This window comes from Paraburkholderia diazotrophica (assembly GCF_038900755.1).
Classification (GTDB): domain Bacteria; phylum Pseudomonadota; class Gammaproteobacteria; order Burkholderiales; family Burkholderiaceae; genus Paraburkholderia; species Paraburkholderia diazotrophica_A.
This window is the reverse complement of record NZ_JBBPEN010000007.1, coordinates 1-23,607: the sequence shown is the minus strand read 5'-3', so window position 1 is coordinate 23,607 and position 23,607 is coordinate 1. Positions and strand designations below refer to the sequence as shown.

Annotated in this window: 22 protein-coding genes and 2 pseudogenes; 18 read left to right on the top strand and 6 right to left on the bottom strand. The window is 63.4% G+C overall.

Annotated features, from left to right (window positions below; genetic code table 11):
• Positions 1 to 136 precede the first annotated feature (136 nt).
• Together AABE10_RS21620 and fliT are read right to left on the bottom strand one after the other, a co-directional pair.
• Positions 137 to 955 (bottom strand): flagellin domain-containing protein, encoded by an 819-nt coding sequence (locus tag AABE10_RS21620; RefSeq protein ID WP_342935299.1) that lies wholly within the window; start codon positions 953 to 955, stop codon positions 137 to 139.
• A gap of 642 nt (positions 956 to 1,597) precedes the next feature.
• Positions 1,598 to 1,894 carry a flagellar protein FliT gene (gene fliT / locus AABE10_RS21615; protein WP_342935298.1) on the bottom strand — a complete coding sequence of 99 codons (297 nt, stop codon included), beginning with the start codon at positions 1,892 to 1,894 and terminating at the stop codon, positions 1,598 to 1,600.
• Positions 1,895 to 2,539: 645 nt separating this feature from the next.
• On the opposite strand from fliT, the gene rpsU reads away from it, so the two are divergent.
• A complete protein-coding gene (rpsU, locus tag AABE10_RS21610) occupies positions 2,540 to 2,752 on the top strand; it encodes a 30S ribosomal protein S21 (protein WP_006050883.1) in 213 nt (70 codons plus the stop codon).
• A gap of 227 nt (positions 2,753 to 2,979) precedes the next feature.
• On the opposite strand, the gene AABE10_RS21605 is transcribed toward rpsU, so the two are convergent.
• Positions 2,980 to 3,579 carry a DNA-3-methyladenine glycosylase I gene (locus AABE10_RS21605; protein ID WP_342935297.1) on the bottom strand — a complete coding sequence of 200 codons (600 nt, stop codon included), beginning with the start codon at positions 3,577 to 3,579 and terminating at the stop codon, positions 2,980 to 2,982.
• Positions 3,580 to 3,741: 162 nt separating this feature from the next.
• On the opposite strand from AABE10_RS21605, the gene AABE10_RS21600 reads away from it, so the two are divergent.
• A complete protein-coding gene (locus AABE10_RS21600; RefSeq protein WP_342935296.1) occupies positions 3,742 to 4,626 on the top strand; it encodes a BadF/BadG/BcrA/BcrD ATPase family protein in 885 nt (294 codons plus the stop codon).
• A gap of 102 nt (positions 4,627 to 4,728) precedes the next feature.
• Complete coding sequence (locus AABE10_RS21595) at positions 4,729 to 5,550, top strand: Cof-type HAD-IIB family hydrolase (RefSeq protein ID WP_342935295.1); 822 nt, start codon at positions 4,729 to 4,731, stop codon at positions 5,548 to 5,550.
• 151 nt (positions 5,551 to 5,701) lie between these two features.
• Here the strand turns inward: AABE10_RS21595 and AABE10_RS21590 are convergent, their stop codons facing one another.
• A complete protein-coding gene (locus tag AABE10_RS21590) occupies positions 5,702 to 6,022 on the bottom strand; it encodes a hypothetical protein (RefSeq protein ID WP_342935294.1) in 321 nt (106 codons plus the stop codon).
• A 356-nt stretch (positions 6,023 to 6,378) separates the two neighbouring features.
• Positions 6,379 to 7,128 (bottom strand): aquaporin Z, encoded by a 750-nt coding sequence (gene aqpZ, locus AABE10_RS21585; RefSeq protein ID WP_342935293.1) that lies wholly within the window; start codon positions 7,126 to 7,128, stop codon positions 6,379 to 6,381.
• Positions 7,129 to 7,415: 287 nt separating this feature from the next.
• On the opposite strand from aqpZ, the gene AABE10_RS21580 reads away from it, so the two are divergent.
• Complete coding sequence (locus AABE10_RS21580; protein WP_090870554.1) at positions 7,416 to 7,718, top strand: H-NS family nucleoid-associated regulatory protein; 303 nt, start codon at positions 7,416 to 7,418, stop codon at positions 7,716 to 7,718.
• A 234-nt stretch (positions 7,719 to 7,952) separates the two neighbouring features.
• Here the strand turns inward: AABE10_RS21580 and AABE10_RS21575 are convergent, their stop codons facing one another.
• Positions 7,953 to 9,017, bottom strand: coding sequence for a glycosyltransferase family 4 protein (locus AABE10_RS21575; RefSeq protein ID WP_342935292.1), 1,065 nt, complete (start codon positions 9,015 to 9,017; stop codon positions 7,953 to 7,955).
• Between the two features lie 663 nt (positions 9,018 to 9,680).
• Between AABE10_RS21575 and flhD the strand changes: the two genes are divergently transcribed.
• The 14 genes and pseudogenes from flhD to AABE10_RS21505 form a co-directional block, all read left to right on the top strand.
• A complete protein-coding gene (gene flhD, locus AABE10_RS21570) occupies positions 9,681 to 10,001 on the top strand; it encodes a flagellar transcriptional regulator FlhD (RefSeq protein WP_087736326.1) in 321 nt (106 codons plus the stop codon).
• Positions 10,002 to 10,147: 146 nt separating this feature from the next.
• A complete protein-coding gene (gene flhC, locus AABE10_RS21565; protein WP_342935291.1) occupies positions 10,148 to 10,759 on the top strand; it encodes a flagellar transcriptional regulator FlhC in 612 nt (203 codons plus the stop codon).
• 168 nt (positions 10,760 to 10,927) lie between these two features.
• Positions 10,928 to 11,788, top strand: a complete 861-nt coding sequence (gene motA / locus AABE10_RS21560) for a flagellar motor stator protein MotA (protein WP_342935290.1) — start codon at positions 10,928 to 10,930, stop codon at positions 11,786 to 11,788.
• A 27-nt stretch (positions 11,789 to 11,815) separates the two neighbouring features.
• Positions 11,816 to 12,817: pseudogene (gene motB / locus AABE10_RS21555) on the top strand (flagellar motor protein MotB); the annotation flags it as partial.
• Positions 12,818 to 13,054: 237 nt separating this feature from the next.
• A complete protein-coding gene (locus AABE10_RS21550; RefSeq protein ID WP_342935288.1) occupies positions 13,055 to 13,417 on the top strand; it encodes a response regulator in 363 nt (120 codons plus the stop codon).
• Positions 13,418 to 13,495: 78 nt separating this feature from the next.
• Entirely contained in the window at positions 13,496 to 15,796 is a 2,301-nt protein-coding gene (cheA, locus tag AABE10_RS21545; protein WP_342935287.1) for a chemotaxis protein CheA, read from the top strand.
• Positions 15,797 to 15,832: 36 nt separating this feature from the next.
• The gene (locus tag AABE10_RS21540; protein ID WP_342935286.1) at positions 15,833 to 16,357 is read left to right on the top strand and encodes a chemotaxis protein CheW; all 525 of its coding nucleotides are present in this window, start codon (positions 15,833 to 15,835) and stop codon (positions 16,355 to 16,357) included.
• 117 nt (positions 16,358 to 16,474) lie between these two features.
• Entirely contained in the window at positions 16,475 to 18,271 is a 1,797-nt protein-coding gene (locus tag AABE10_RS21535; protein ID WP_342935285.1) for a methyl-accepting chemotaxis protein, read from the top strand.
• A 136-nt stretch (positions 18,272 to 18,407) separates the two neighbouring features.
• Complete coding sequence (locus AABE10_RS21530) at positions 18,408 to 19,349, top strand: CheR family methyltransferase (RefSeq protein WP_342935284.1); 942 nt, start codon at positions 18,408 to 18,410, stop codon at positions 19,347 to 19,349.
• Positions 19,346 to 20,164: a chemoreceptor glutamine deamidase CheD gene (cheD, locus tag AABE10_RS21525; protein ID WP_342935283.1), complete on the top strand. Its 819-nt coding sequence runs from the start codon at positions 19,346 to 19,348 to the stop codon at positions 20,162 to 20,164. The genes AABE10_RS21530 and cheD overlap by 4 nt, the downstream gene beginning before the upstream one ends.
• Positions 20,165 to 20,169: 5 nt before the next feature.
• Positions 20,170 to 21,264, top strand: coding sequence for a chemotaxis response regulator protein-glutamate methylesterase (locus AABE10_RS21520; protein ID WP_342935603.1), 1,095 nt, complete (start codon positions 20,170 to 20,172; stop codon positions 21,262 to 21,264).
• A gap of 69 nt (positions 21,265 to 21,333) precedes the next feature.
• A complete protein-coding gene (gene cheY, locus AABE10_RS21515) occupies positions 21,334 to 21,729 on the top strand; it encodes a chemotaxis response regulator CheY (protein WP_342935282.1) in 396 nt (131 codons plus the stop codon).
• A 1-nt stretch (position 21,730) separates the two neighbouring features.
• Positions 21,731 to 22,450: a protein phosphatase CheZ gene (cheZ, locus tag AABE10_RS21510; RefSeq protein ID WP_342935281.1), complete on the top strand. Its 720-nt coding sequence runs from the start codon at positions 21,731 to 21,733 to the stop codon at positions 22,448 to 22,450.
• 486 nt (positions 22,451 to 22,936) lie between these two features.
• Positions 22,937 to 23,485: pseudogene (locus AABE10_RS21505) on the top strand (DUF2844 domain-containing protein); the annotation flags it as partial.
• Positions 23,486 to 23,607 lie beyond the last annotated feature (122 nt).

Below are 23,607 nucleotides of genomic sequence, written 5' to 3'. Positions count from 1 at the left end.
GTTGGTAGCTCCGCTCGGCTATGTCGGGCAGGACGGTATCGGCTGAAACACCGACAGGAAGGCGAGCCTTCCTGTCGGTATCGATGCATTGAATCGCGCTGCGCGGTGCAATGCGGCACGCGCGCAGCTCACGCGATTACTGCAGGAGCTTCAGGATCTGCTGCGGCAGCGAGTTCGCTTGCGACAGCACCGAGATACCAGCTTGCTGCAGCACTTGCGCCTTGCTCAGGTTCGCCGTTTCCTGCGCGAAGTCAGCGTCGGTGATCTGCGAGCGTGCGGCGCTCATGTTGGTCGATTCCGTTTGCGTGCTCGTCACCGTAGCCGACAGCGTGTTCTGCTGTGCGCCGAGTGCTGCTTGGTACGTGTTGATCGCTGCGAGTGCCGCGTCGATCTGCGACAGTGCCGATTGCGCGCCTGCGCTCGTGCTGATGTTGACGCCGCTGACGCTCAGGCCGGTTGCGTCGAACACCGAAGCGCCGAAGTTGATGCCAACCGTCTGGCCCGAGAATGCGCCGACCTGGAAGTTGACCGTGCCTGCGCTCGACAGGATGTGCAGGCCGTTGAACGTCGTCTGACCAGCGATACGCGTGATTTCCTGCAGACGCGTCGTAACTTCCGCCTGGAGGTCGGTCAGTGCGCTCGAGTCGAGCGAGCCGTCGCCTGCTTCAACTGCCAGCTGGCGGATACGTTGCAGGTTGTCGATCGTCGAGCTCAGCGCGCCGTTGGCGGTCTGCACCATCGAGATCGCGTCGTTCGCGTTCGCAACGCCTTGGTTCAGCGCGTTGATCGATGCCGTTTGCGACGTAGCGATTGCATTGCCTGCGGCATCGTCAGCTGCCGTGTTGATGCGCTTGCCCGACGACAGGCGGTTGATGGCTTGCGACAGCGCGCTTTGCGAACCCGACAGGTTCTGCTGCGCGGTCAGCGACATGATGTTGGTGTTGATGTTCAGCATTTTTGCGTCCTCGTATGCTAAGCGCCAGGGGATGACTGGTTTTGGCTACCGGCGTCGCGCTGCGTTTGCGAATGGCGCCGCCTGTCCTGGTTGACGGCGGTGCAGAAAAAAACTTTAGGGAGCCATCGATGCGTATGCGTGCACAAGCCCTGGCGAATGGCTGATCAAAGCGACCGGGGGGCTGTGGAAAGTTCGCGCGATCCGTGCGGACTTTCTTGATGGTTTCGAGGAAAGATGCACGGTGAAGTGTGACGACCAGTGAGCTTGTGGCCGGCCGTTCCGCGATCACAGTTGCGTGGGTCCGGTGGCTTTTGCAGAGCGGATTGCGGGTGGCGCACAGTTGCTTCTGCTTCACACGCCGCAGGAGCGCTGAACATCATCGGGCCGCTGCCGATGTCGGCTATTTGCAAGCGGGTGAAGCGGGAATGAGCCGGTTGCCGCACGATGGTGCCGGCTGCTGGACAGGTGGTGGTGGGATAGATGCTCTTCCGACGGACGCGGAGTATTTGCGTTCCATCCGATTACGCAATTCGTCGCGCACGAAATCGATGCCGGCTGGCTAATTTTTGGCGACCGTCGACGTTCTGTCGACGTGCGCATCCGCGCCGCGTCTTGCGGGGATCGCTTCTCGCGAACGAGCGCTTATAGCATGCCGACGGTGTGATATTCGCGGACCGACTGAATACGTTGTCGCGCCTTCGCGTTTTCCTGCGTCAGCGTATCGAGGCCGACGCGAGCAGCATCGCTGATTTGCTCGTCCAGAGTCTGGATTTCACGAATCAGCGCGAGCGCCTGCGGTGGCTGTTCCTGCGTCAGCGACATCAGCAGCGGTGAGCGTTCCGAGACGAGCGACTCCGCGCGCAGCCAGTCGCGCTGGCTAACTGCATCGTGAATTTCGTGTGTCAACTGCACGGCACGGGTGAGCGTTTCGATCGTCATGTCGGTTCCGGTTGGAGGCTGGGCTCCTTCGGCGTCGCGCTGTCGCGAGGTTTCGCGCCACATTCGGGCCGCGTCGACCGCCTTCCCTTTGGTTGACGGCGCGACGCTGGCAAACTTTAGCGACGCCGTCGGAGATCTGTGCTGAACGGTTGCAGGGGCCTCTTGAGATAATGGCATTGATCGTCGGCTCGATTTGCGACGCGGACGAACGCAGAATGGACGGCCGGACGGCGGAGACTCTCTGTGCGACGCCCGAGTGCGTCAACCGCAGGTCTGGCACTTTTTTAATGCCAATCAACGGACGTGATGCGCGCCTCCCGGTGGCACAGGCGCGCCAACCAAGTGCCTGACCAGAATCAAGAAATCCTGGCCGGCGGGATCAATTCCTGATATCATCGAGAGTGAATTGAGATCTTTGCTCGTTTCGTCATGGGTTGCTGGTGGCGAAACGCTAGCTAGGCGCGGCGCCGCAACGTGCGCTGCCTGCGTTTCGCGGTGAACTCCCACCTCTCTTTTCCGGCCTCCGTGGCCGCTTTGCCTCTCGTTTCAGTTGTGCTTCGCCAGAGTCTGGAACGACCGGAGGGCCGGCGTGTGAGTGGGCTAACCGCCACGCCATTAACCGTATCAAGCGTATTTAGGAATTACATGACGACGATTCTTCTGAAAGAAAATGAGCCGTTCGAAGTGGCAATCCGCCGCTTCCGCCGCGCAATCGAAAAAAATGGCCTGATCGCAGAACTGCGTGAGCGCCAGTCGTACGAAAAGCCGACGACGGCACGTAAGCGCAAGAAGGCCGCTGCAGTGAAGCGCCTGCACAAGCGCCTGCGCAGCCAGATGCTGCCGAAGAAGCTGCACTAAGCACGCTTCCTTCCGGCACGCGAAAGCACGCCAAACGGCGGTGTGAGCTTCGAAAGAAGCCACACCGCCGTTTTTATTTTGGGGTCGTGTCGTTGTTTGACTTATCGGAAAGACGGCGGAAAAACGGGCCGTTTACCGTGGCCCGTACCGATGGACATTGCGCCCTGCGTTGCAACGGCGCGACATGAAAGCGTGCCGGCCTCTTCATGAGACCGGCGCCGGATACATCACTTCGAAATTTTCTTGCGCCCTTTCTTGTCGAGCGTCGCGCATCGCATGTGGCAGGCGCAGTCGATCTGATGGTCGTTGACCATGCCCACTGCTTGCATGAACGCGTAGCAGATGGTCGTGCCGACAAATTTGCAGCCGTAGCGTTTCAGCGCTTTGCTGAGCGCATCCGACACTTCCGTCGACGCAGGCGCGTGCTTGTATGTCGTCCACGTATTCTGGATCGGCGTGTTGTCGACGAACGACCACACGAAATCCGCGAAAGAACCATGCTCCGCCTGGATCTGCTTGACGGCCTTTGCATTCGTCACCGCCGATTCGATCTTGCCGCGATGTCGCACGATGCTTTCATCCAGCACGAGCGCGTCGAGCTTTTGCTTCGAGAAGCGAGCGACCGTGTCGATCTCGAAGTTGGAGAATGCGCGGCGGTATCCGTCGCGCTTGTTCAATATCGTCGACCACGATAGCCCGGCCTGCGCGCCTTCAAGCACCAGCATTTCGAACAGGTGCTGGTCATCGCGCGAGGGGACGCCCCACTCGGTGTCGTGATAGTGTGCGAGCGCTTCGCTCGTCGCCCAGTTGCATCGCTGCTCAGCCACGTTCAGGCTCCTGCGTGTTGGTTGATTGCCCGTCGATCAGGCCACGCCAGCATAGCGGAACGGAATGCGGCCGCAACCTGGCCGTTCGGCTAATTGTCGCGAGCGGGCGGACCTGCCACGCTATGCCCTAATACGTCACTTAGCACATTACTGAGCATATCGATGAATCAAGATCTCTATCTGATCGGCGTCGACGGTGGCGGCACCGGCACGCGCGTCGTGCTGGCAAACGCCGCAGGCCACGAACTCGCGCAAGGCACCGCCGGGCCGTCGGGGCTCGGGTTGGGCGTCGAGCGCGCATGGGAAGCGATCCTTGCGGCGAGCGCGCAGGCGTTCGAGCGCGCCGGCATCGCCGCAGACTGGTCATGCTGCGGGCTCGGTTGCGGCCTTGCAGGCGTCAACAACCGGGACTGGCTGGCTGCGTTTCGTGCGAAGGCGCCCGCGTTGGCCGGAATCGCAATCGAAAGCGATGCCTACACGACACTGCTTGGCGCGCATGGCGGCGAGCCGGGCGTGATCGTCGCGCTGGGGACGGGCAGTGTGGCTGCCGTGCTCGATCATAGCGGCGCAAGCCGTATGGTCAGCGGCTACGGCTATCCGTCGGCCGATGAAGCCAGCGGCGCATGGCTCGGCTTGCGCGCGATCGTGCATGCACAGCAGGCGCTGGACGGCCGCGTTCCCGCCGACAAGTTCTCGAAAGCGCTGGTCGAGCATGTCGGTGCAACGGATCGGGATGGACTCGTCGTATGGTTGTGCGACGCGAATCAGACCGCCTATGCGAGCCTCGCGCCCGTAGTGGTCGCGCATCGCGAGCACCCGTTTGCGGCGCGTCTGCTCCAGCAAGCCGGCGAGGAGATCGCCAAGATGATTGCCGCGCTCGACCCGTCAGGAGCGTTGCCCGTCGCGCTGTGCGGCGGGCTCGGCAAGCCATTGAGCGAGTATGTGCCGGCGCCGTTCCACGAGCGTCTGCGCGAGCCCATTTCGGACTCGGCACACGGCGCGCTGCAACTCGCTAAGAGCGAGGTCGCGCGAATGGGCGCTGGGTAAGCGCTTCGAAGCCGGACGAGCGCCTCGGTTGCAAGCCGTGAACGGAAGGGCGCGCGCCTGGAGGCGATAAAATAGATCCTTTCAGACGCCGCCCGCCATCCCATGTACAAAGTCATCGCCAGTGACCTCGATGGAACGCTGCTGAACAGCAACCATCAGGTCGATCCCTTTACGATCAGCACAATGCGCGCGCTCGAATCCCAAGGCGTGCCCATCGTGATCGCTACCGGGCGCCACTATTGCGACGTCGCTGGCATTCGTGACGTGCTGGGCATCCGCCCATACCTGATCACATCGAACGGTGCGCGCGTTCATGCGCCCGACGATGAAATGATCTTCGCCGACGATCTTCATCCGGACGTCGTCCAGCAACTGGTGAAGCCGGAGATCGCGGGTGAGCATGGGCGCGTGATCGTCAACCTGTTCGCCGACCGGGAATGGCTGATCGACCGCGATGCGCCGCACCTGCTGCGCTACCACCAGGACTCGGGCTTCACTTATAACGTGATCGACCTCCAGCAGCACGACGGCGCCGACATCGCGAAGGCGCTCTATATCGGCGACCCGAACGATCTCGCCGTGGTGGCGGCGAATCTTCAGCGTACATTCGGCGAGGCGCTGTACGTCACTTACTCGCTGCCGGATTGTCTCGAGGTGATGACGGCAAACGTGTCGAAGGGGCGCGCGTTGCAGGTCGTGCTCGACCGGCTGAATGTGTCGGCGGCCAAGTGCGTGGCGTTCGGCGACAACATGAACGACATCGACATGCTCGAAACGGCCGGCCATCCGTTCATGATGAACAATGCGAATCCCGATCTGATTGCGCGTCTGCCGAATGTGCCGCGCATCGGCAACAACTTCGAAGCGGGCGTTGCGCATCACCTTCGCAAGCTCTTCGAACTCGATGATGAGCTGACTGCGTAAGCTCGCGACGCATCCGATTCACACGGCGCGCGGCCCATGACGGGACGCGCGCCATGCAAGTCGTCGAGGAATCGGCGTTTGAGTGCGCCCGAGTTGCCGACATCGACTTTCTCAATTGCCTCGATCCCTCGATCACGGCCTCGCCGACGCCTTAATCGTGATACCCCCAACCGCGGCCGTTCTCGTTCCAGTGGTTGCCGTGGTTGTCATTCCAACGGTTGTCGTGATCCCAGCCGCGACCGCGATTCCAGTCGCGGTCGTGTCGATAGCCGTCGTAGCGGTGGTCGCCCCAGTAGCGGTTGCCGTAATAAACCGGTTGCGGAGCCGCGTACACCGGCGCCGGTGCTACGTACGCCGGAGCGGGCGCGCCGAGCGACAAGCCGATGCTCAGATTCGAGTGCGCCTGTGCGACACCGCATGCGCCAGCGGCGACGCCAACTGCGACGAGCACTTGAGTGACGATGCGCTTCATTTCGCTTCTCCTGTGAATGCGGCGTGTTTGCCGTACGGGTTCAATCTACGCGTCGCCGGTGGGCAGGACTGCGACAGGTTGTTACGAAGTGAAAGCGTGCAATGCGCACCGCGAAAGCTTTCCCAACGTAAGGCTCGCCGATGCCGACATGCGGCCGGCAGCGCCCCATGCCGGCGCAGTCCTCGCGGGCCGAAACAGGCGGGATCATCCCTCAGCCGAATCGCTGATACCCATGCAGTAGATGCGACCGTAAACCGGCCTTACATTTGAACCATCTATTAATGCAGCGGGTCTCGCCCGCTAATAAAAACGGAGCGCCGCAGCGCTCCGTTTTCTATTAGACGGATTAACGGGCGTCAGGCCGTGACGCGCGCACCTTGCGCGTCTGCGGATTGCCGGGCGTCGCCCGCGACGAGCGGATACACGATGCCCGCGATCACGGCGCCGACAATCGGCGCGACCCAGAAAAGCCACAGCTGGTCGATGGCAGCGCCGCCGACGAAAAGCGCCGGCCCCGTCGAGCGCGCCGGATTCACCGACGTATTGGTGACGGGAATCGAGATGAGGTGAATCAGCGTCAGGCACAAGCCGATCGCGATAGGCGCGAAGCCCGCGGGCGCGCGCTTGTCGGTGGAACCGAGAATGACGAAAAGGAAAAACGCCGTCATCACCGTTTCGCAGACGAATGCAGCCGGCATCGCGTAGTGGCCGGGCGAGCGCTCGCCGTAGCCGTTGCTCGCGAAACCGCTGGAGATCAGATGGAAGTCCGCGTTGCCCGAAGCGATGACCGACAGTACGTAGGCGCCTAGCACCGCGCCGAGCACCTGCGCAACGACGTAGGGCACGAGGTCGCGTGCCGGAAAGCGGCCGGCGACCATCAGTCCGACGCTCACCGCGGGATTCAGATGACAACCGGAAACATGGCCAATGGCATAAGCCATCGTCAGAACGGTCAGGCCGAACGCCAGTGAGACGCCCACGAAACCAATGCCGAGGCCGTGAACAGGACCCGCGAAGTTAGCTGCGAGGACGGCGCTACCACAGCCGCCGAGAACGAGCCAAAAGGTGCCGAACAGCTCCGCCGCTAGGCGCTTGAAGAGATTCATCGTGTGTAATCCTAATAAGTGCGGGGAATTAAAGAAAGGGAAGCACGCGCGAGAGGCGCTCGCGAGCGGAAATTCTAAGCACCGTTGAGAAAAGGGACTGTCAAGAATTGTCATTCACGAACGCGGAATTATTTCGTGAAAAAACACTGGCTCTTTGAACGATTCAACCGGATTTAATAAATTACTCAGACGAAAACTTTTGATAGACGCATTCATCTCCATTGCGAATTTCGTTTGCACCGGCTAATCTCCCTGCTAACCACTTTAGAAAAAAGAGGGGAGCCCAAATGTCGCAATACGCAGATCTCAAGGCGCAAATCGCTCGCTTGCAGGCAGAAGCCGACGAAGCGCGCCGTCATGAAGTCGGCAATGTAATTGCCGAGATCCGTCAGAAAATCGCGGAATACGGACTGAGCGCCAATGACCTCGGTTTTGTGGAGGCGGCCCGCCGCGGGCGCCCGCCCAAGAAGGCGCCGCTGCCTGCCAAGTATCAGGATCCGAAGTCTGGGAGCACGTGGAGCGGCCGGGGAAAGCCGCCCAAATGGATTGCCGGGAAAAATCGCGAGCGCTTTCTGATCGGCGAGGCGTAATCAGTCGGATGATGAAAGCCGCTTGAAGGTGATCAATCAGACTGCGTTAAAACGCATTTGAGAAAGCGTTTCCACTACTGGTTCTGTCTGGATCGACTGGTATAAAAAAAGCCGCCCGGTGAGGCGGCTTTTTTCTGGAAGCAATTCGAATGGAAGGCTGAACGGTCGCGCAAACGATTGACCTGAATAATTTACGTGTCGATTACGCCTTCCGGCAGACTTGACCGATAACGATCAGCCCACCGCCACGCGACGCAGCATCGGGCGGCGCGTTGCTTCGAGAAGCGCCGTGTAGCTGTCGACATAGTTCTGCGCCATGATCTTCGAGCTGAAGCGGCGTTCGAACTGCGATCGGATTTCAGTGCGCGACAGCTCATCGATCCGCTGCAGCGCCGCGACGGCACCTTGCACGTCCTCGCAGATGAAGCCCGTCACGCCGTGGTCGATCACTTCGGGCACCGAGCCGCGGTTGAACGCGATTACGGGTGTACCGCAGGCCATCGACTCGATCATCACCAGGCCGAACGGCTCCGACCAGTCGATCGGGAACAGCAGCGCCTTCGCGCCCGACAGGAACTCCGGCTTCTGCGCCTCGTTGATTTCGCCGATGAACTCGACATGCGCCTGCGACAGCAGCGGTTCGATTTCCCGCTTGAAGTAGTCTTGGTCGACCTTGTCCACCTTGGCGGCGATCTTCAGCGGCAAACCACTTTGTGCAGCGATCTTGATGGCTGTATCGACGCGCTTTTCCGGACAGATCCGGCCGAGGAACGCCAGGTATTCCGGCTTCTTGTGGCTTTGCGGCGTGAGCAACTGTTCCGGCAGGCCGTGATAGATCGTGTTGAGCCAGTTCGCCTGCTGCAGCGGCAGACGCTGCGAATCCGAAATCGAGATCACGGGCGCGTCCGTGAACGTGTCGAACACCGGCTGCAGTTCCGGCAGATCCAGACGGCCGTGCAGCGTCGTCACGAACGGCGTGTCCAGCGTCGAAAAGAGCGGGAACGGCAGATAGTCGAGGTGAAAGTGCAGCACGTCGAACTCGTGCGCGATCTTGCGCACCCGCTCCAGCAACAGCATGTGCGGCGCGAGCGCGTCGCGGATCGTGGGGTCCAGACGCAGCGCGCGCGGCCACGCGGCCTCGAGCTTGGCGGACGTCACCGAATCGCCGCTCGCGAAAAGTGTCACATCGTGACCCAGATCGACCAGCGCTTCGGTCAGATATGACACGACGCGTTCTGTGCCGCCATAGAGTTTCGGTGGGACAGCTTCATACAACGGCGCGATTTGTGCGATTCGCATGCGTGATCTCCTTTTGCAAAGGGCTTCGCGCTGCGCTGCCTGGCGTGTGGCAAAAGCGGAAGCCTGTCGGACGGTTGGGCGCGGTGTGCCGCCGCCCGTGGCAGGAAACCCAATCGGGTTATCCCTAGGTCCCATTATCGGGATCGGGCGCGCCAATTCGAGCTATTTTTCAAACACTTAACGTTGTTACAGCGCGAAACATGATGCGTAATAAGTGTACGGATGCTACCGGAATGCTCGCCGGGAGCGGCATCCGGACAATATCCCCCGTACTTTGCGCCAGATGACGCAGCATGTTGCGCCATGCTTTCGTCCGACCTGATTGTGCATCGCCGAACTGTCGGCGCAAAACTGCTTGGTCGGCTTTGAAATATGAGCGCATAATCCGCTTCCCAATCCTTATGCACGCACTCGTGTGCAGCCGGCTCGCGCTTTCAATGCGCTTTTATGCCGTTTCAGATCCCGCGTCGAAAATTTGTAGGAAAAAGACCTACAGAAATCCTGGATTTTTCCGTCAACCAATTGGGGCGGATGTCCGATTCCCGTCGGTTGGCCCTTTCGAGAAAATGCATGCTGACCATAAGCGTGCCGTTCGCATTTTTTTAACGCGAGCGAGCAAACGTTTTACATAGGCCTGACCAGCCAGTTCGAACCGGGGGATTCATGAGCGCTCAAAGCGACATGCTCAATGAAATTAGGGAAGTGAACTTGTCGTATCTGTTGCTTGCCCAGCGCCTGTTGCGCGAAGACAAGCCAATGGGCATGTTCCGCATGGGCATCTCGGAGCAGCTTGCCGACGTGCTCGCCAATCTGTCGCTTGCGCAGACCGTCAAACTGGCTGCGTCGAACCAGCTGCTGTGCCGCTTCCGCTTCGACGATCACCAGATCCTCTCGTCGCTTGCCGACAAGGGCAAGGCGAGCGTCGTCGCTCAGGCGCATTCCGCCATCCTGATGGCTGGCCAGCCCGTCGAGCAGATCGGCTGACGCCGCCCGGCGCGCACGCGCCGCAGACACGCAGACAGACGCAATCCTACGCGCGCCGGCGACGGCGCTCTTTCACCGTTCCCGCCGCAGCGCCGCATCGCGCGCAGAAAAGGCGAAACGGGCCACGGACGCGGGAAGCGAGGCGGATGGCACAAAAAAGCGTGATGCTCGAAGTCAGGGAGATCACCCTGGCGATTGAACTGATCGAACTCGGCGCGCGCCTGCAATTGCTCGAAGCGGAAACGACGCTGTCGCGCGACCGGCTCACCAGGCTGTACAAGGAAGTGAAGGGCGAGTCGCCGCCCAAGGGCATGCTGCCGTTCTCGACGGACTGGTTCACGACGTGGCAGCCGAACATCCACGCTTCGCTGTTCTACAACATCTACCGGTTCATGTCGCAGCGGGGCGGCTGCGAGACGATTCACTCGATCGTCAAGGCGTACCGGCTGTATCTCGAACACGTGCGGCTGCACCTCGACGAGCCGGTGCTCAGTCTCACCCGCGCGTGGACGCTGGTGCGCTTCTTCGACTCCCGCATGCTGCAGATGACGTCCTGCACCCGTTGCCGCGGGCATTTCGTCGCACGTGCGCATGATCCACATCGAGGCTTCGTATGCGGGCTGTGTGCGCCGCCGTCGCGCGCGGGCAAGACCCGCAAAGCCGCTGACGCCCACGGTGTCGCAACGCAAGCGGCCGTCGGCAAGCTGTCCGGCGCTGCCGCGCAAGCCTTGCCGGGCGGCGCCGAGGCGTCCGCTTGAGCACCCGCCGCGCGGCTTAAACGCTCCCGCGGCGGCTGATTTGCATGCGCTTGCGCGTCCTCTGGTTAACACCGTCCCGCCCCGGAATCCAATCCCCCAAAGTTTTCCAGCCGTCTGCCGTAAACCTGAATAACGACGGTCTCCGTCGACTTTCGTGAGGGCTCGGCAGTGCTGATTTTCGTGGGAACACTCGTTACGCTGTTGTCCGTCTTCGGCGGGTATGCGCTGGAGGGCGGCCACCTGGGCGCGCTCTTGCAGCCCGTCGAAGTGCTGATGATCGCTGGAGCGGGTCTCGGCGCGTTCATCCTCGGCAACGGGATGAAGACGATCAAGGCTACGTTGCGCGTGATTCCGACGCTGTTCAAGGGCGCCAAGTACAACAAGGACGTCTACATGGAGCTGATGGCGCTCCTCTACGTCCTGCTGGCGAAGGCGCGCAAGGAGGGCACGCTCACGCTCGAAGCGGATATCGACGATCCGCAGAAGAGCCCGATTTTCACGCAGTACCCGAAGATCCTCGCGGACCATCACATCGTTGAATTCCTGACGGACTATCTGCGCCTGATGGTCGGCGGCAACATGAACGCGTTCGAGATCGAAAGCCTGATGGACGAAGAGATCGAAACGCATCACGCGGAAGGCGAAGGACCCGCGCACGCGCTGATGAAAGTCGGCGACGCGATGCCCGCGTTCGGTATCGTCGCGGCCGTGATGGGCGTCGTGCACACGATGGCCTCCGCCGACAAGCCGCCCGCCGTGCTCGGCGAAATGATCGCGCAGGCGCTGGTCGGCACGTTCCTCGGCATTCTGCTTTCGTATGGCCTCATCAGTCCGCTCGCGAGCGTCGCTGAGCAGCGCGTCAAGGAGTCGACCAAGATGTTCCAGTGCATCAAGGTCACGATCCTCGCGAGCCTGAACGGCTATGCGCCTGCCATCGCCGTCGAATTCGGCCGCAAGGTGCTGTTCTCGACCGAACGCCCGTCGTTCGCGGAGCTGGAAGAGCATGTGCGCCGCGTGAAGGCGAAGTAACGGCGGACACGTGCGAGGAATCGGGCAATGAGCAAGGACAAGGACCGCGCAATCGTTGTTAAACGCGGTGCGCCGAAGAGAAGCGGCCATCACGGCGGCGCATGGAAGCTCGCCTACGCGGACTTCATGACGGCGATGATGGCTTTCTTCCTGCTGATGTGGCTGCTCAGCTCGGCATCGACGGTGCAGCTGAAGGGCATTGCCGACTACTTCAATCAGCCGCTGAAGATCACGCTGTGGGGCGGCGACCGCAGCGCCGTCGATTCGAGCATGATGAAAGCCAGCGGCCGCGATATTTCGACGGACAAGGACGGCATCACGCGTCAGAGCGACGGCTCGACGAACCGCGCCGAGCACACGGCAATGCGCGCCGACGACCAGGCGATGCAGCAGTTGCAGGGCGCCGTCGAGCGCCACGAGCAGGTGCGTCTGCACGACCTGCAGGTGAAGCTGATGGCCGCAATCGAAGCGAACCCGGTGCTGCGCCAGTTCAAGCAGCAGATTCGCATCGACTCGACGCTGCAAGGGCTGCGCATCGAAATCGTCGATACGCAGAAGCGCCCGATGTTCGCGACCGCGCAGGCCGTCGTGCAGCCTTACATGCGCGACATTCTGCGCGCGATCGGCAACACGCTGAACGACGTGCCCAACCGCATCGTCGTGCAGGGCCACACCGACGCCGTGCCGTACGCGGGCGGCGACAAGGGCTATAGCAACTGGGAGCTGTCCGCGGACCGCGCGAACGCATCGCGCCGCGAGCTGATCGCGGGCGGCATGGACGAGACCAAGGTGTTGCGCGTGCTGGGCCTCGCGTCGACGCAAAACCTGAACAAGGCAGATCCGCTTGATCCGGAGAACCGGCGCATCAGCATCATCGTGCTGAACAAGCGGTCGGAAGAAGCCATGATGCACGACGACACGTCGTCGACCACCTTGTCGAACGACGCGGCCGGCGCCGGCAAGCCGCTGCTGCAAAAGATCACGCAGCCCGCTCCGCAACAAGGGCAGCAACCCGCGCCGCAACCCGCGTTGCGATCCCGTGTGAATGGAGCGAAGCCCGGCTCGCAGTCCGCTTCGACGCTGCCGTCGCTGCAGACGACAGCGCCTGACGCGGCGGAGAACAGCGCGGCCGAAGCGACCGTGGTCGAGCAAAGCGTGACTGGCAAGGGCGCGGCGCCTGCAACGGCGACGCAATGACGGACAGCGGATCGCGAAGGCGCCCCGGACGGCGCAGCCGCGATTCATCGTGAGCGCAGTGAGGATGGAATGATCAGGCACATTCTGGCAATCGACGATTCGGCGGCGATGCGGCAAATCCTTGCCGCGACGCTGACGGGTGCCGGCTATCAGGTGACGCTCGCGGCCGACGGCGAGGAAGGGCTCGAAAACGCGCTGGCGATGCCGTTCGATCTCGTGCTGACCGATCAGCACATGCCGGGCAGAACCGGGCTCGACCTGATCGCCGCGCTGCGCGGCAATCCCGCTTACCGTACGACGCCGATCCTCGTCCTGACGACGGAATCCGGCGAACCGTTCAAGGCGGCGGCACGCGACGCGGGCGCGACGGGCTGGATCGAAAAGCCGCTCGACCCCGACATGCTGACCGAGCTGGTCGCGGCGCTCGCGTGAGCGCGGCGGCGGGCAGGCGGCAAACGACAAATAGAAGTGGCATAGCAAGCCAGACAGGACTTTCGCGGTGACACAGGCATGACACTCGACATCACTCAGTTCTATCAGACGTTCTTCGACGAAGCGGACGAACTGCTCGCGCAGATGGAGCAACTGCTCCTGAATCTGGACGTCGGCCAGCCCGATCCCGAGGATCTGGCGGCCATCTTTCGCGCGGCCCACTCGATCAAGGGCGGCGCGGCGACGTTCGGCTTCACCGCGCTGACCGAGACGACGCACATTCTCGAATCGCTGCTGGACCGCGCGCGCAACAACGAACTCGTGCTGCGCAAGGACATGATCGACACGTTCCTCGAAACGAAGGACGTGCTCTCGGGCCAGCTCGCCGACTACCGCGCGAGCGCCGAGCCGGATGCGGCCGTCGCGGCCGCGATCTGCGCGAAACTCGAACGGCTGCACGCGGAAAGCGGCGGCGAGGCGCCCGCGCAAGCCGCGGCACCGGCGCCGGCGGCAGCGCCGGCCGTCGCGCAAGTCGCCGCGAACGGGCATGCGCCAGAACACGTGGTCGAGCAGGCAGTAGAAGCCGCAGGCGAATGGGCAGGCAACGAACCGGCAAAGACCGGCGCTGCGCCATCCGATGCGGTCGCAGAACCCCATCTGAAAATTACGCTACGGGGCGTTGGGGAAAAGGACCAGGCACTCCTGACCGAAGAGTTGGGCAACCTGGGCCGAATCGTCGGACAGGTGAAGACAGGCGGCGACATCACGTTGTGGCTGGAATCCGATGTGTCGTCCGACGACATTGTCGCCGTGTGCTGTTTCGTGATCGACGAAAGTCAGATCGAAATCGGCCGCGGCGCGGCGCCAGCTACCGATGCGGAACAGGACGCGTCTCACGCGCCCGAAGCCGCGCCGGTTGCGCAGGCATCTGCGGGGGGCATGGCGAGCGGCGGCGCGGGGGCGCCTGCCGCAGTCGTGCAGCCGGCCGTCGCAGCAGTGGCGGCGCCTGCCGTGGCTGCGCAGCCCGCCGCTCAACCGGTTGTGCAGCAGGCCGTTCAGTCTGCCGCAGCCGCAATCGTTACACCTGCTGCGGAGGCGCAGCAGCCCGCAGCGGCCGCCTCGAAGGCCGCGCACGCATCGGCCGAAGGCGATCGCAAGGCGCGTCCGGCGGCTGCCGCGAATGCAGGCGAAGGCAGCTCGATCCGCGTCGGCGTCGAGAAGGTCGACCAGCTGATCAATCTTGTCGGCGAACTGGTGATCACGCAGGCGATGCTCGCGGAAACCACCAGCACGTTCGACCCGGCGCTGCACGATCGCCTCTTCAACGGCATGGCGCAACTGGAGCGCAACGCACGCGATCTCCAGGAAGCCGTGATGTCGATCCGCATGATGCCGATGGATTACGTCTTCAGCCGCTTCCCGCGTCTCGTGCGCGATCTGGCGGCGAAGCTCGGCAAGCAGGTCGAACTCGTCACCTTCGGTCAGGCGACCGAACTCGACAAGAGCCTGATCGAGCGCATCATCGATCCGCTCACGCACCTCGTGCGCAACAGTCTCGACCACGGCATCGAAACGGTCGAGGCGCGCAAGGCGGCAGGCAAGGATTCGACGGGCCAGCTCGTGCTGTCGGCGGCGCATCACGGCGGCAACATCGTGATCGAAGTGAGCGACGACGGCGCGGGCCTGCGCCGCGACAAGATTCTCGCGAAGGCCGCCAAGCAGGGCATGGCCGTCAGCGACACGATGACCGACGAAGAAGTCTGGAACCTGATCTTCCTGCCGGGCTTCTCGACGGCCGAGCAGGTGACGGACGTGTCGGGCCGCGGCGTCGGCATGGACGTGGTGAAGCGCAACATCCAGTCGATGGGCGGCCACGTCGAAATCACGTCGCACGCCGGCAAGGGCAGCACGACGCGCATCGTGTTGCCGCTCACGCTGGCGATTCTCGACGGCATGTCGGTGAAGGTGGGCAGCGAGATTTTCATTCTGCCGCTGAACTTCGTGATGGAGTCGCTGCAACCGCGCGCCGACGACATCTACACCGTGGCGAACGGCGAACGCGTCGTGCGCGTGCGGGGCGAATACCTGCCGCTCGTCGCGCTGCACGAAGTGTTCTCGGTCGACGACGCGCGCACCGATCCGACGCAGGGCATCGTCACCATCATGCAGACGGAAGGACGCCGGTTCGCGATGCTGATCGACGAACTGGTCGGCCAGCAACAGGTGGTGGTGAAGAACCTCGAAACGAATTACCGCAAGGTACACGGCATTTCCGCGGCGACGATTCTCGGCGACGGCAGCGTTGCGCTGATCGTCGACGTGGCGGCACTCAATCGCGAATCGCGGGCGTCGCACGGCGCGTCGCTGGCGTTCGCCTGACATTCAACTCATCGCAACCGTTTTTTGGGGGCTAACGTGGCAGAAGTCCAATCCATCAATTCGAGCGGCGTGGCCGGCTCGAACGGCCGCCGCGACGCGCAGGCCGACGCGGGCGGTCAGGAGTTCCTGATCTTCACGCTCGGCGCCGAAGAGTACGGCATCGACATCCTGAAGGTGCAGGAAATCCGCGGCTACGACAGCGTGACACGCATCGCGAACGCGCCGGATTTCATCAAGGGCGTGATCAATCTGCGCGGCATCATCGTGCCGATCGTCGACATGCGCATCAAGTTTCACCTCGGCCGAGTCGAGTACGACCATCAGACCGTCGTGATCATTCTGAACGTCGCGGGCCGCGTGGTCGGCATGGTCGTGGACGGCGTCTCCGACGTGCTGACGCTCGCCAACGACCAGATCATGCCCGCGCCGGAATTCGGCGCGACGCTGACGGCGGAATATCTGACGGGCCTCGGCACTGTCGATGGCCGCATGCTGATCCTGATGGACATCGAAAAGCTGATGACCAGCCGGGAAATGGCATTGATCGAATCGCTCGGCTAATCGCGCGAGCCGCAGGAACGCAGCAGGAACGACAGCCATGCACGGGAGCGACAACCGTGCATGGGACCGGAGCAGGCGCGAGAGCGCTACCGGTACAGCAAAATCAGGGAGCAGAAAATGCTGAGCAGATGGTCGATCCGGACGACGCTGACCGTCGTGGGGATCATTCTCGTTGCGCTGACAGTGATCGTCGGGGCGCTTGGGCTGACGGCGCTGAGCCACTCGGGCGACGCGCTGGAAAGCATGGCGCACGGCGACATCGTGGCGATCCGCACGCTGAACGATTCGTCGTCGTACCTGCTGCGCGCGCGCGTCACATTCGACCGCGTCAACGCGCTGACGGCGGCGGGCGAGATCGAGCAATCGAAGCAGACTATCGATCGTGCGGCCTTCCTGCTCGGCAAATCGAACGAAAACTGGCAGGCGTTCCTGAATACCCCGAAGAAGGGCATTGACCAATCGCTGGTCGACGCCGTGGTCGCGAAGCGCGCGTCGCTGATGAATGACGGCGTGACGCCGGAACTGGCAGCGCTGCGCACAAGCGACCTGTCCGGCTATCACGCGATCGCCGACACGAAGATCAGCCCGATGTTCGTCGCGTATGACGACGCGGCCAGCCCGATGGTCAAGGCCTTGCAGGCGCACGCCGACCAACAGCAGGCGAGCACCGCCGAGCAGATCGCGACGATGCGCGCGCTGATCATCGGCGTCGTGGTGCTCGCCGTGGTGATGGTGATCGGCATCCGCTTCGCGCTGCGCGGCATGATCGTGCAACCGCTGAACGATGCGATCGCGTGCTTCGAGCGCATTTCGAAGGGCGACCTGACGCAGCATGTGAACACGTCGGGCACGAATGAAATTGGCCGCCTCTTCCGGGCCGTCGGCCAGATGCAGGAAAGCCTGTCGGCGATGCTCAAGTCGATGCACGCGAGCGTCGAGTCGATCGACACGGGCGCGCGCGAAATCTCGATGGGCAACACCGATCTGTCGCAGCGCACGGAACAGCAGGCGGCCTCGCTGCAGGAAACGGCATCGAGCATGGAGCAACTGACGGGCACCGTGCGCCAGAACGCCGAAAACGCGCGCCAGGCGAGCCAGCTTGCCGTGAACGCATCGGACATCGCGACGCGCGGCGGCGAAGTGGTGAGCCAGGTCGTCAGCACGATGCAGGACATCGCGAGCAGCTCGAACAAGGTCGTCGACATCATCAGCGTGATCGAAGGCATTGCGTTCCAGACGAACATTCTTGCGCTGAACGCGGCCGTCGAAGCGGCGCGCGCGGGCGAGCAGGGCCGCGGCTTCGCGGTCGTCGCAGGCGAAGTGCGCAGCCTCGCGCAACGCAGCGCGAGCGCGGCGAAGGAAATCAAGGAGTTGATCGGCGACTCGGCCGACAAGGTGCAGAGCGGCTCGGCGCTCGTCGGCCGCGCGGGCACGACGATGGACGAAATCGTGCAGGCCGTGCGCCGCGTGACGGACATCATGGGCGAGATCAGCGCGGCATCGGAAGAGCAATCGGGCGGCATCGAGCAGGTCAACCGCGCCGTCGTTCAGATGGACGCAGTGACGCAGCAGAACGCGGCGCTCGTCGAGCAGGCGGCGGCAGCGGCGGCGTCGCTGGAAGAGCAGACGCGCTCGTTGCAGACGGCAATCGGGCACTGGCGCGTGAACGGCGCGCAAGCAGCGCGCGCGACGGCGACGCCGTCCGCGAATGCAGCGAAGAGCCGTGTGAAGGCAGCCGTTGCACAGGCGGCGAAGCCCGCGCAGCCAGCCGTCGCGAAGACGGAAGCGGCAGCGCCCGCGCCGTCGCGCGTCGAGCCGGCCGTCAGAAAGACATCGTCGACGTCGGCGGAACCGGCCGCGCGTCAGACGGCGAGCGCAGCCTCCACGTCCGACGCCGATTGGGAAACGTTCTGACGAACGACACATGGATAGACCAGACTGCCGGCACATCACGCAGTGCCGGCGACAACGCAGGCAACATTGAACGCAACAGCGGCAACGGCAGGATCGACGGGCGGTGCGGCGCTCGCTGTGGCAGACGGAAAACATCATGATGGCAACGCGCGCGCAACCACGCCCTGAACGGGCAGAGCCGACGAAGCCCGGCGAACAGGCTCGCGATTTCGAATTCACGTCGGCGGATTTCGCTCGCATTCGTGAGCTGATTCACCGCAGCGCGGGCATTTCGCTGTCGGATCACAAGCGCGACATGGCGTATAGCCGTCTCGCGCGGCGTCTGCGCGCGCGCGGGATCGACTCGTTTCGTCAATATCTCGATCTCCTCGAATCGGACAACGATCCCGCCGAGTGGGAAGCGTTCACGAACGCGCTCACGACGAACCTCACTGCGTTTTTTCGCGAAGCCCATCACTTTCCGATTCTCGCCGACTTCGTCGCGCGCCGGCCGGTGCCCGTGTCGGTCTGGTGCTCGGCGGCATCGACGGGCGAAGAGCCTTATTCGATCGCGATGACGCTGATCGAAGCGCTCGGCGAACAGGCCGCGCGCCAGGCGAGCGTGCTCGCCACCGACATCGACACGCAGGTGCTCGCCAAAGGCGAGGCGGGCATGTATCAGTTCGACCAGGTCAAGCATCTGTCGCAGGAGCGGCTCAAGCGCTTTTTCCTGAAGGGCACGGGCGCGCATGCGGGCATGGTGAAGGTGCGTCCCGAGCTGCGCGCGATGATCCGCTTCGAGCAACTGAATCTGACCGAGCGCGACTACCGGCTCAACACGCAGTTCGACGCGATCTTCTGCCGCAACGTGATGATCTATTTCGACAAGCCGACGCAAGGGCAGGTGCTCTCGCGCTTCGAGCCGCTCGTGAAGCCGGGCGGCCTCCTGTTCGCCGGCCACTCGGAGAACTTCACGTATGTCACGCAGGCGTTCCGTCTGCGCGGGCAAACCGTCTACGAACTGACCCGCGATGCAGGCGCGGCGCGCACGGCTCATCGTGCGGCGAGCCACGGCGCGACGAGCGGGGTGCCCGCATGAGCAGCACCCTGCCGATCGCAACGAATCTCTATTTCGACAATCACTTCAAGCGCCCCGGCGTCAAGCTGCTGCCGAACGAGTTCTACACGACGAACGAGGACATGGTGCTCGTCACGGTGCTCGGCTCGTGCGTGGCGGCGTGCATTCAGGATCGCACGGCGGGGATCGGCGGGATGAATCACTTCATGCTGCCCGACGACGGCGCAGACGTCGCGCAGGCCGCTTCCGACTCGATGCGCTACGGCGCCTACGCGATGGAAGTGCTGATCAACGAACTGATCAAGGCCGGCGGCCGCCGCGAGCGTTTCGAGGCGAAGGTGTTCGGCGGCGCAGCCGTGCTCGCGGGCATGACGACGATGAACATCGGCGACCGCAACTCTGCATTCGTGCGCCGCTATCTCGCGCTTGAAAAGATTCCCATTGTCGCCGAAGACCTCGAAGGCAACCATCCGCGCAAAGTCGCGTTCATGCCGCGCACGGGCCAGGTGATGGTCAAGAAGCTGCGGCTGCAACAGGAAGCCGGCGTCGCCGAACGCGAGCAGGCGCTCGCGCGGCAATCTGCCGAAGCGCGCGCCGAGCGGCTCGCAAAGGCGCGCGCGCGCGTCGAACTGTTCGCGGCGCCTGCTGCGGGCAAGCCGCGCATCGAGCTATTCGGCGCGAACGCATCGGCTGGGGCCAACCCGTCGGCGAATCCGGCGGCAGGCTCCAACGCGGGCGCGGCGCGCCCGGCCGGCGCGAAGTCGCGCATCGAATTATTCGGCGCGTCCGCGCGCCCGACCCAATCAAACAACGCCAGGACGGTAGAGGAGGCGTGAGCGCTGTGCAAAAGATCAAGGTACTGTGCGTCGACGATTCGGCGCTGATTCGCAGTCTGATGACGGAAATCATCAACAGCCAGCCCGACATGACGGTCGTCGCCACCGCGCCCGATCCGCTCGTCGCGCGCGAGCTGATCAAGCAGCACAACCCGGACGTGCTGACGCTCGACGTCGAAATGCCGCGCATGGACGGCCTCGACTTCCTCGAAAAGCTGATGCGGCTGCGTCCGATGCCTGTCGTGATGGTGTCGTCGCTGACGGAGCGCGGCTCGGAAATCACGCTGCGCGCGCTCGAACTGGGCGCCGTCGATTTCGTCACGAAGCCGCGCGTCGGCATTCGCGACGGCATGCTCGAATACGCGGAAAAGCTCGCCGACAAGGTGCGCGCCGCTGCCCGCGCGCGCGTGCGCCAGGCCGCGCCCGCCCCTCACGCGCCCGCAGCCGGTCAAGCCGCTGCGGCCGCCGCGACGCACGCGCCGCTCTTCAACAACCCGCTCGTATCGACGGAAAAGCTGATTATCGTCGGCGCGTCGACGGGCGGCACGGAAGCGATCCGCGAAGTGCTGATGCCGCTGCCCCCCGATGCGCCCGCCGTGCTGATCGCGCAGCACATGCCGCCCGGATTTACAAAATCTTTCGCGCAACGCCTTAATGGTTTGTGCCGGATTACCGTTAAAGAGGCTGAGCACGGCGAACGCGTGCTGCCGGGGCATGCGTACATCGCGCCCGGCCACGCTCACCTGCTGCTGGCCCGCAGCGGCGCGAACTATATCGCGCATCTTTCAGACGACCCGCCCGTGAACCGGCATCGTCCGTCTGTCGATGTGCTGTTCCGCTCGGCCGCGCTGCATGCCGGGAAGAACGCCGTCGGCGTGATTCTGACGGGCATGGGGCGCGACGGCGCGGCGGGACTGCTCGACATGCGCAAGGCGGGCGCGTACACGCTCGCGCAGGACGAAGCGAGCTGCATCGTGTTCGGCATGCCGCGCGAAGCGATCGCGATGGGCGCCGCGGACGAGATCGCGCCGCTGTCGGAAATGAGCCGGCGCGTGATGGCGCGTCTTGCTGCAATGGGTGATCGCGTTCAGCGCGTATGATGCGGCCTCGGCCAAATGATTGAGATGGGCCAGTGACCGCACCATCTGGATTGAAAAAGGGAACAGGACATGGATAAGGGAATGAAGATTCTGGTTGTGGACGACTTTCCGACGATGCGCCGGATCGTCCGCAATCTGTTGAAGGAGCTGGGCTACTCGAACGTCGACGAAGCGGAAGACGGCGCAGCGGGCCTCGCGCGTCTGCGCAGCGGCGGCTACGAGTTCGTGATTTCGGACTGGAACATGCCGAATCTCGACGGCCTCGCGATGCTCAAGGAAATCCGCGCCGACGCATCGCTCGCGCATCTGCCCGTGCTGATGGTCACGGCCGAATCGAAGAAGGAAAACATCATCGCTGCCGCTCAGGCGGGCGCGAGCGGCTATGTCGTGAAGCCGTTCACGGCCGCGACGCTCGACGAGAAGCTCAACAAGATCCTCGAGAAGATGGCGAAAGCCGGGAGCTGATGTGAACCCATCGATCAACGAGCAAGGCGCCAGGGAAGACGGCACCGACCTCGCGACCGACCGCATCCTTGCACGCATCGGACAGCTCACGCGCACGCTGCGCGATTCGATGCGCGAGCTGGGGATCGACAAGCACGTCGAGCGCGCGGCGGAAGCGGTGCCGGACGCTCGCGACCGTCTGAAATACATCGCGACGATGACCGAACAGGCGGCCGAGCGCGTGCTGTCGTCGATCGAAGTCGCGAAGCCGATGCAGGAGCAGTTGCAGCAGGACGCGGCCGCTCTCGACGCGCGCTGGGAGCAGTGGTTCTCGGCGCCCATCGAGCGCGAGGAAGTGCGCGCGCTGATGAACGACACGCGCGCGTTTCTGCGCGGCGTGCCCGAAATCACGTCGGCGACCAACGCTCAGCTACTCGAGATCATGCTGGCGCAGGACTTCCAGGATCTGACGGGCCAGGTCATCAAGAAGATCACGGACGTCGTGTACCTGATCGAGCAACAGCTTCTCGGCGTGCTGATCGACAACATCGCGGCCGAGCGGCGCGAGCAGTTCGCAGCGACGGCCGCGCAACTCGTGGCGGAAGCCCAGCACGACCCGGTCTCGCCGACGGGGAGCCCGCAGAGCCTGTTGAACGGTCCGCAGATCAACCCGGAAGGCAAGCCCGACGTGTTGCAGGATCAGAGCCAGGTCGACGATCTGCTGGCCAGCCTCGGCTTCTAAGGCGCCCGGCTTTTTCTGAGGCGTTCTGCTTTTTCAGGGCGCACGGCTTTTCTGAGGCTGGTCCGGAGATAGCCGGCCTGCCCGCTGCGGCGGCGCGAATCTTGCCGCGCCGCTCGAAGCGTTTCCCGGCGTCCTTTGCGGCTCAATACGAGCCCAGTCTTTCTCTCGATGCTGTCCGCGAACGCCCATCCGGGCGTCCGCTTCGGGCCTCGCGCGGAACCGCGAGCGCCGCGCCGATACCTTCCGCATCGATGCTGACTACATAGCCGTACGCCCGTTCGTGCGGTCGCACACCGCTCCCGTTCATCAACCGCTGGCATACTACGGCCGGGGAGGATGGTGCATTGATGGTGCATGGCGGCGCTCGACGCCGTCCGACGCGAGCGATGCTCGCGTGTGCAGCCGCGCCGTTTTTCCCTGAATGAACAACCGGGTCCGTGAACTGCTGGCACTGTACGGTGTCGATTGGGGGGAGGAATTAAAACCATGTCGATCAGCTTTAGCCGTGCCGCTGTCTTTTCAGCGTTTGGATTGTGTTGCGCGTTGCCGGGCCTGCTCGTTTCGCAGCCCGCCAGCGCCGCCCTGGGCGGTAGCCCGATGACGCCGCCCGCCGGCGCTACGACCCAGACGGTGCCCGCGCCGTCCGGTGTCGCCGTAACGCGCAGCGCGTCGGCTGGGTCAGCCGCGTCTGCTTCGTCTTCTTCCGCCAGCACCTCCCCGTCGTACACGGTGCGCGAGACCACGCTCGGCAACGGCACCGTCGTGCGCGAGTACATCTCGACGGCGGGCAGCGTCTTCGGCCTCGCATGGAGCGGGCCGCAAATGCCCGATCTTTCCGATCTGCTCGGCAGCTATTTCCCGCAGTACGTGGCGGGCGTGACGAATGCGCGCCAGTTGCGCGGCGGCGGACACGGCCCCGGCGTCGTGCAGGACAGCGGGCTCGTCGTGCGTTCGGGCGGCCATATGGGCGCTTTCTCCGGCCAGGCTTACCTGCCGCAGGCACTGCCGGCCGGCGTAAGCGGCACCGATATCAAGACTGTCGGTGCCGCGCTCGCGCGGCGTTTCCGGCGTTTTATTACCCGCCGGCACACGCTTTCACGAGCGTCGCGCCGGCCTCTACAGAGAGATTGTCATGAGCCTACTCGACACCCTCGGTT

Excerpts from the sequence above, each read along its gene's own strand:
- AABE10_RS21620 (WP_342935299.1), bottom strand. The coding sequence starts at position 955 with ATGCTGAACATCAACACCAACATCATGTCGCTGACCGCGCAGCAGAAC.
- fliT (WP_342935298.1), bottom strand. The coding sequence starts at position 1,894 with ATGACGATCGAAACGCTCACCCGTGCCGTGCAGTTGACACACGAAATT.
- rpsU (WP_006050883.1), top strand. The coding sequence starts at position 2,540 with ATGACGACGATTCTTCTGAAAGAAAATGAGCCGTTCGAAGTGGCAATC.
- AABE10_RS21600 (WP_342935296.1), top strand. The coding sequence starts at position 3,742 with ATGAATCAAGATCTCTATCTGATCGGCGTCGACGGTGGCGGCACCGGC.
- AABE10_RS21595 (WP_342935295.1), top strand. The coding sequence starts at position 4,729 with ATGTACAAAGTCATCGCCAGTGACCTCGATGGAACGCTGCTGAACAGC.
- AABE10_RS21590 (WP_342935294.1), bottom strand. The coding sequence starts at position 6,022 with ATGAAGCGCATCGTCACTCAAGTGCTCGTCGCAGTTGGCGTCGCCGCT.
- aqpZ (WP_342935293.1), bottom strand. The coding sequence starts at position 7,128 with ATGAATCTCTTCAAGCGCCTAGCGGCGGAGCTGTTCGGCACCTTTTGG.
- AABE10_RS21580 (WP_090870554.1), top strand. The coding sequence starts at position 7,416 with ATGTCGCAATACGCAGATCTCAAGGCGCAAATCGCTCGCTTGCAGGCA.
- AABE10_RS21575 (WP_342935292.1), bottom strand. The coding sequence starts at position 9,017 with ATGCGAATCGCACAAATCGCGCCGTTGTATGAAGCTGTCCCACCGAAA.
- flhD (WP_087736326.1), top strand. The coding sequence starts at position 9,681 with ATGAGCGCTCAAAGCGACATGCTCAATGAAATTAGGGAAGTGAACTTG.
- flhC (WP_342935291.1), top strand. The coding sequence starts at position 10,148 with ATGGCACAAAAAAGCGTGATGCTCGAAGTCAGGGAGATCACCCTGGCG.
- AABE10_RS21550 (WP_342935288.1), top strand. The coding sequence starts at position 13,055 with ATGATCAGGCACATTCTGGCAATCGACGATTCGGCGGCGATGCGGCAA.
- cheA (WP_342935287.1), top strand. The coding sequence starts at position 13,496 with ATGACACTCGACATCACTCAGTTCTATCAGACGTTCTTCGACGAAGCG.
- AABE10_RS21535 (WP_342935285.1), top strand. The coding sequence starts at position 16,475 with ATGCTGAGCAGATGGTCGATCCGGACGACGCTGACCGTCGTGGGGATC.
- AABE10_RS21530 (WP_342935284.1), top strand. The coding sequence starts at position 18,408 with ATGATGGCAACGCGCGCGCAACCACGCCCTGAACGGGCAGAGCCGACG.
- cheD (WP_342935283.1), top strand. The coding sequence starts at position 19,346 with ATGAGCAGCACCCTGCCGATCGCAACGAATCTCTATTTCGACAATCAC.
- cheY (WP_342935282.1), top strand. The coding sequence starts at position 21,334 with ATGGATAAGGGAATGAAGATTCTGGTTGTGGACGACTTTCCGACGATG.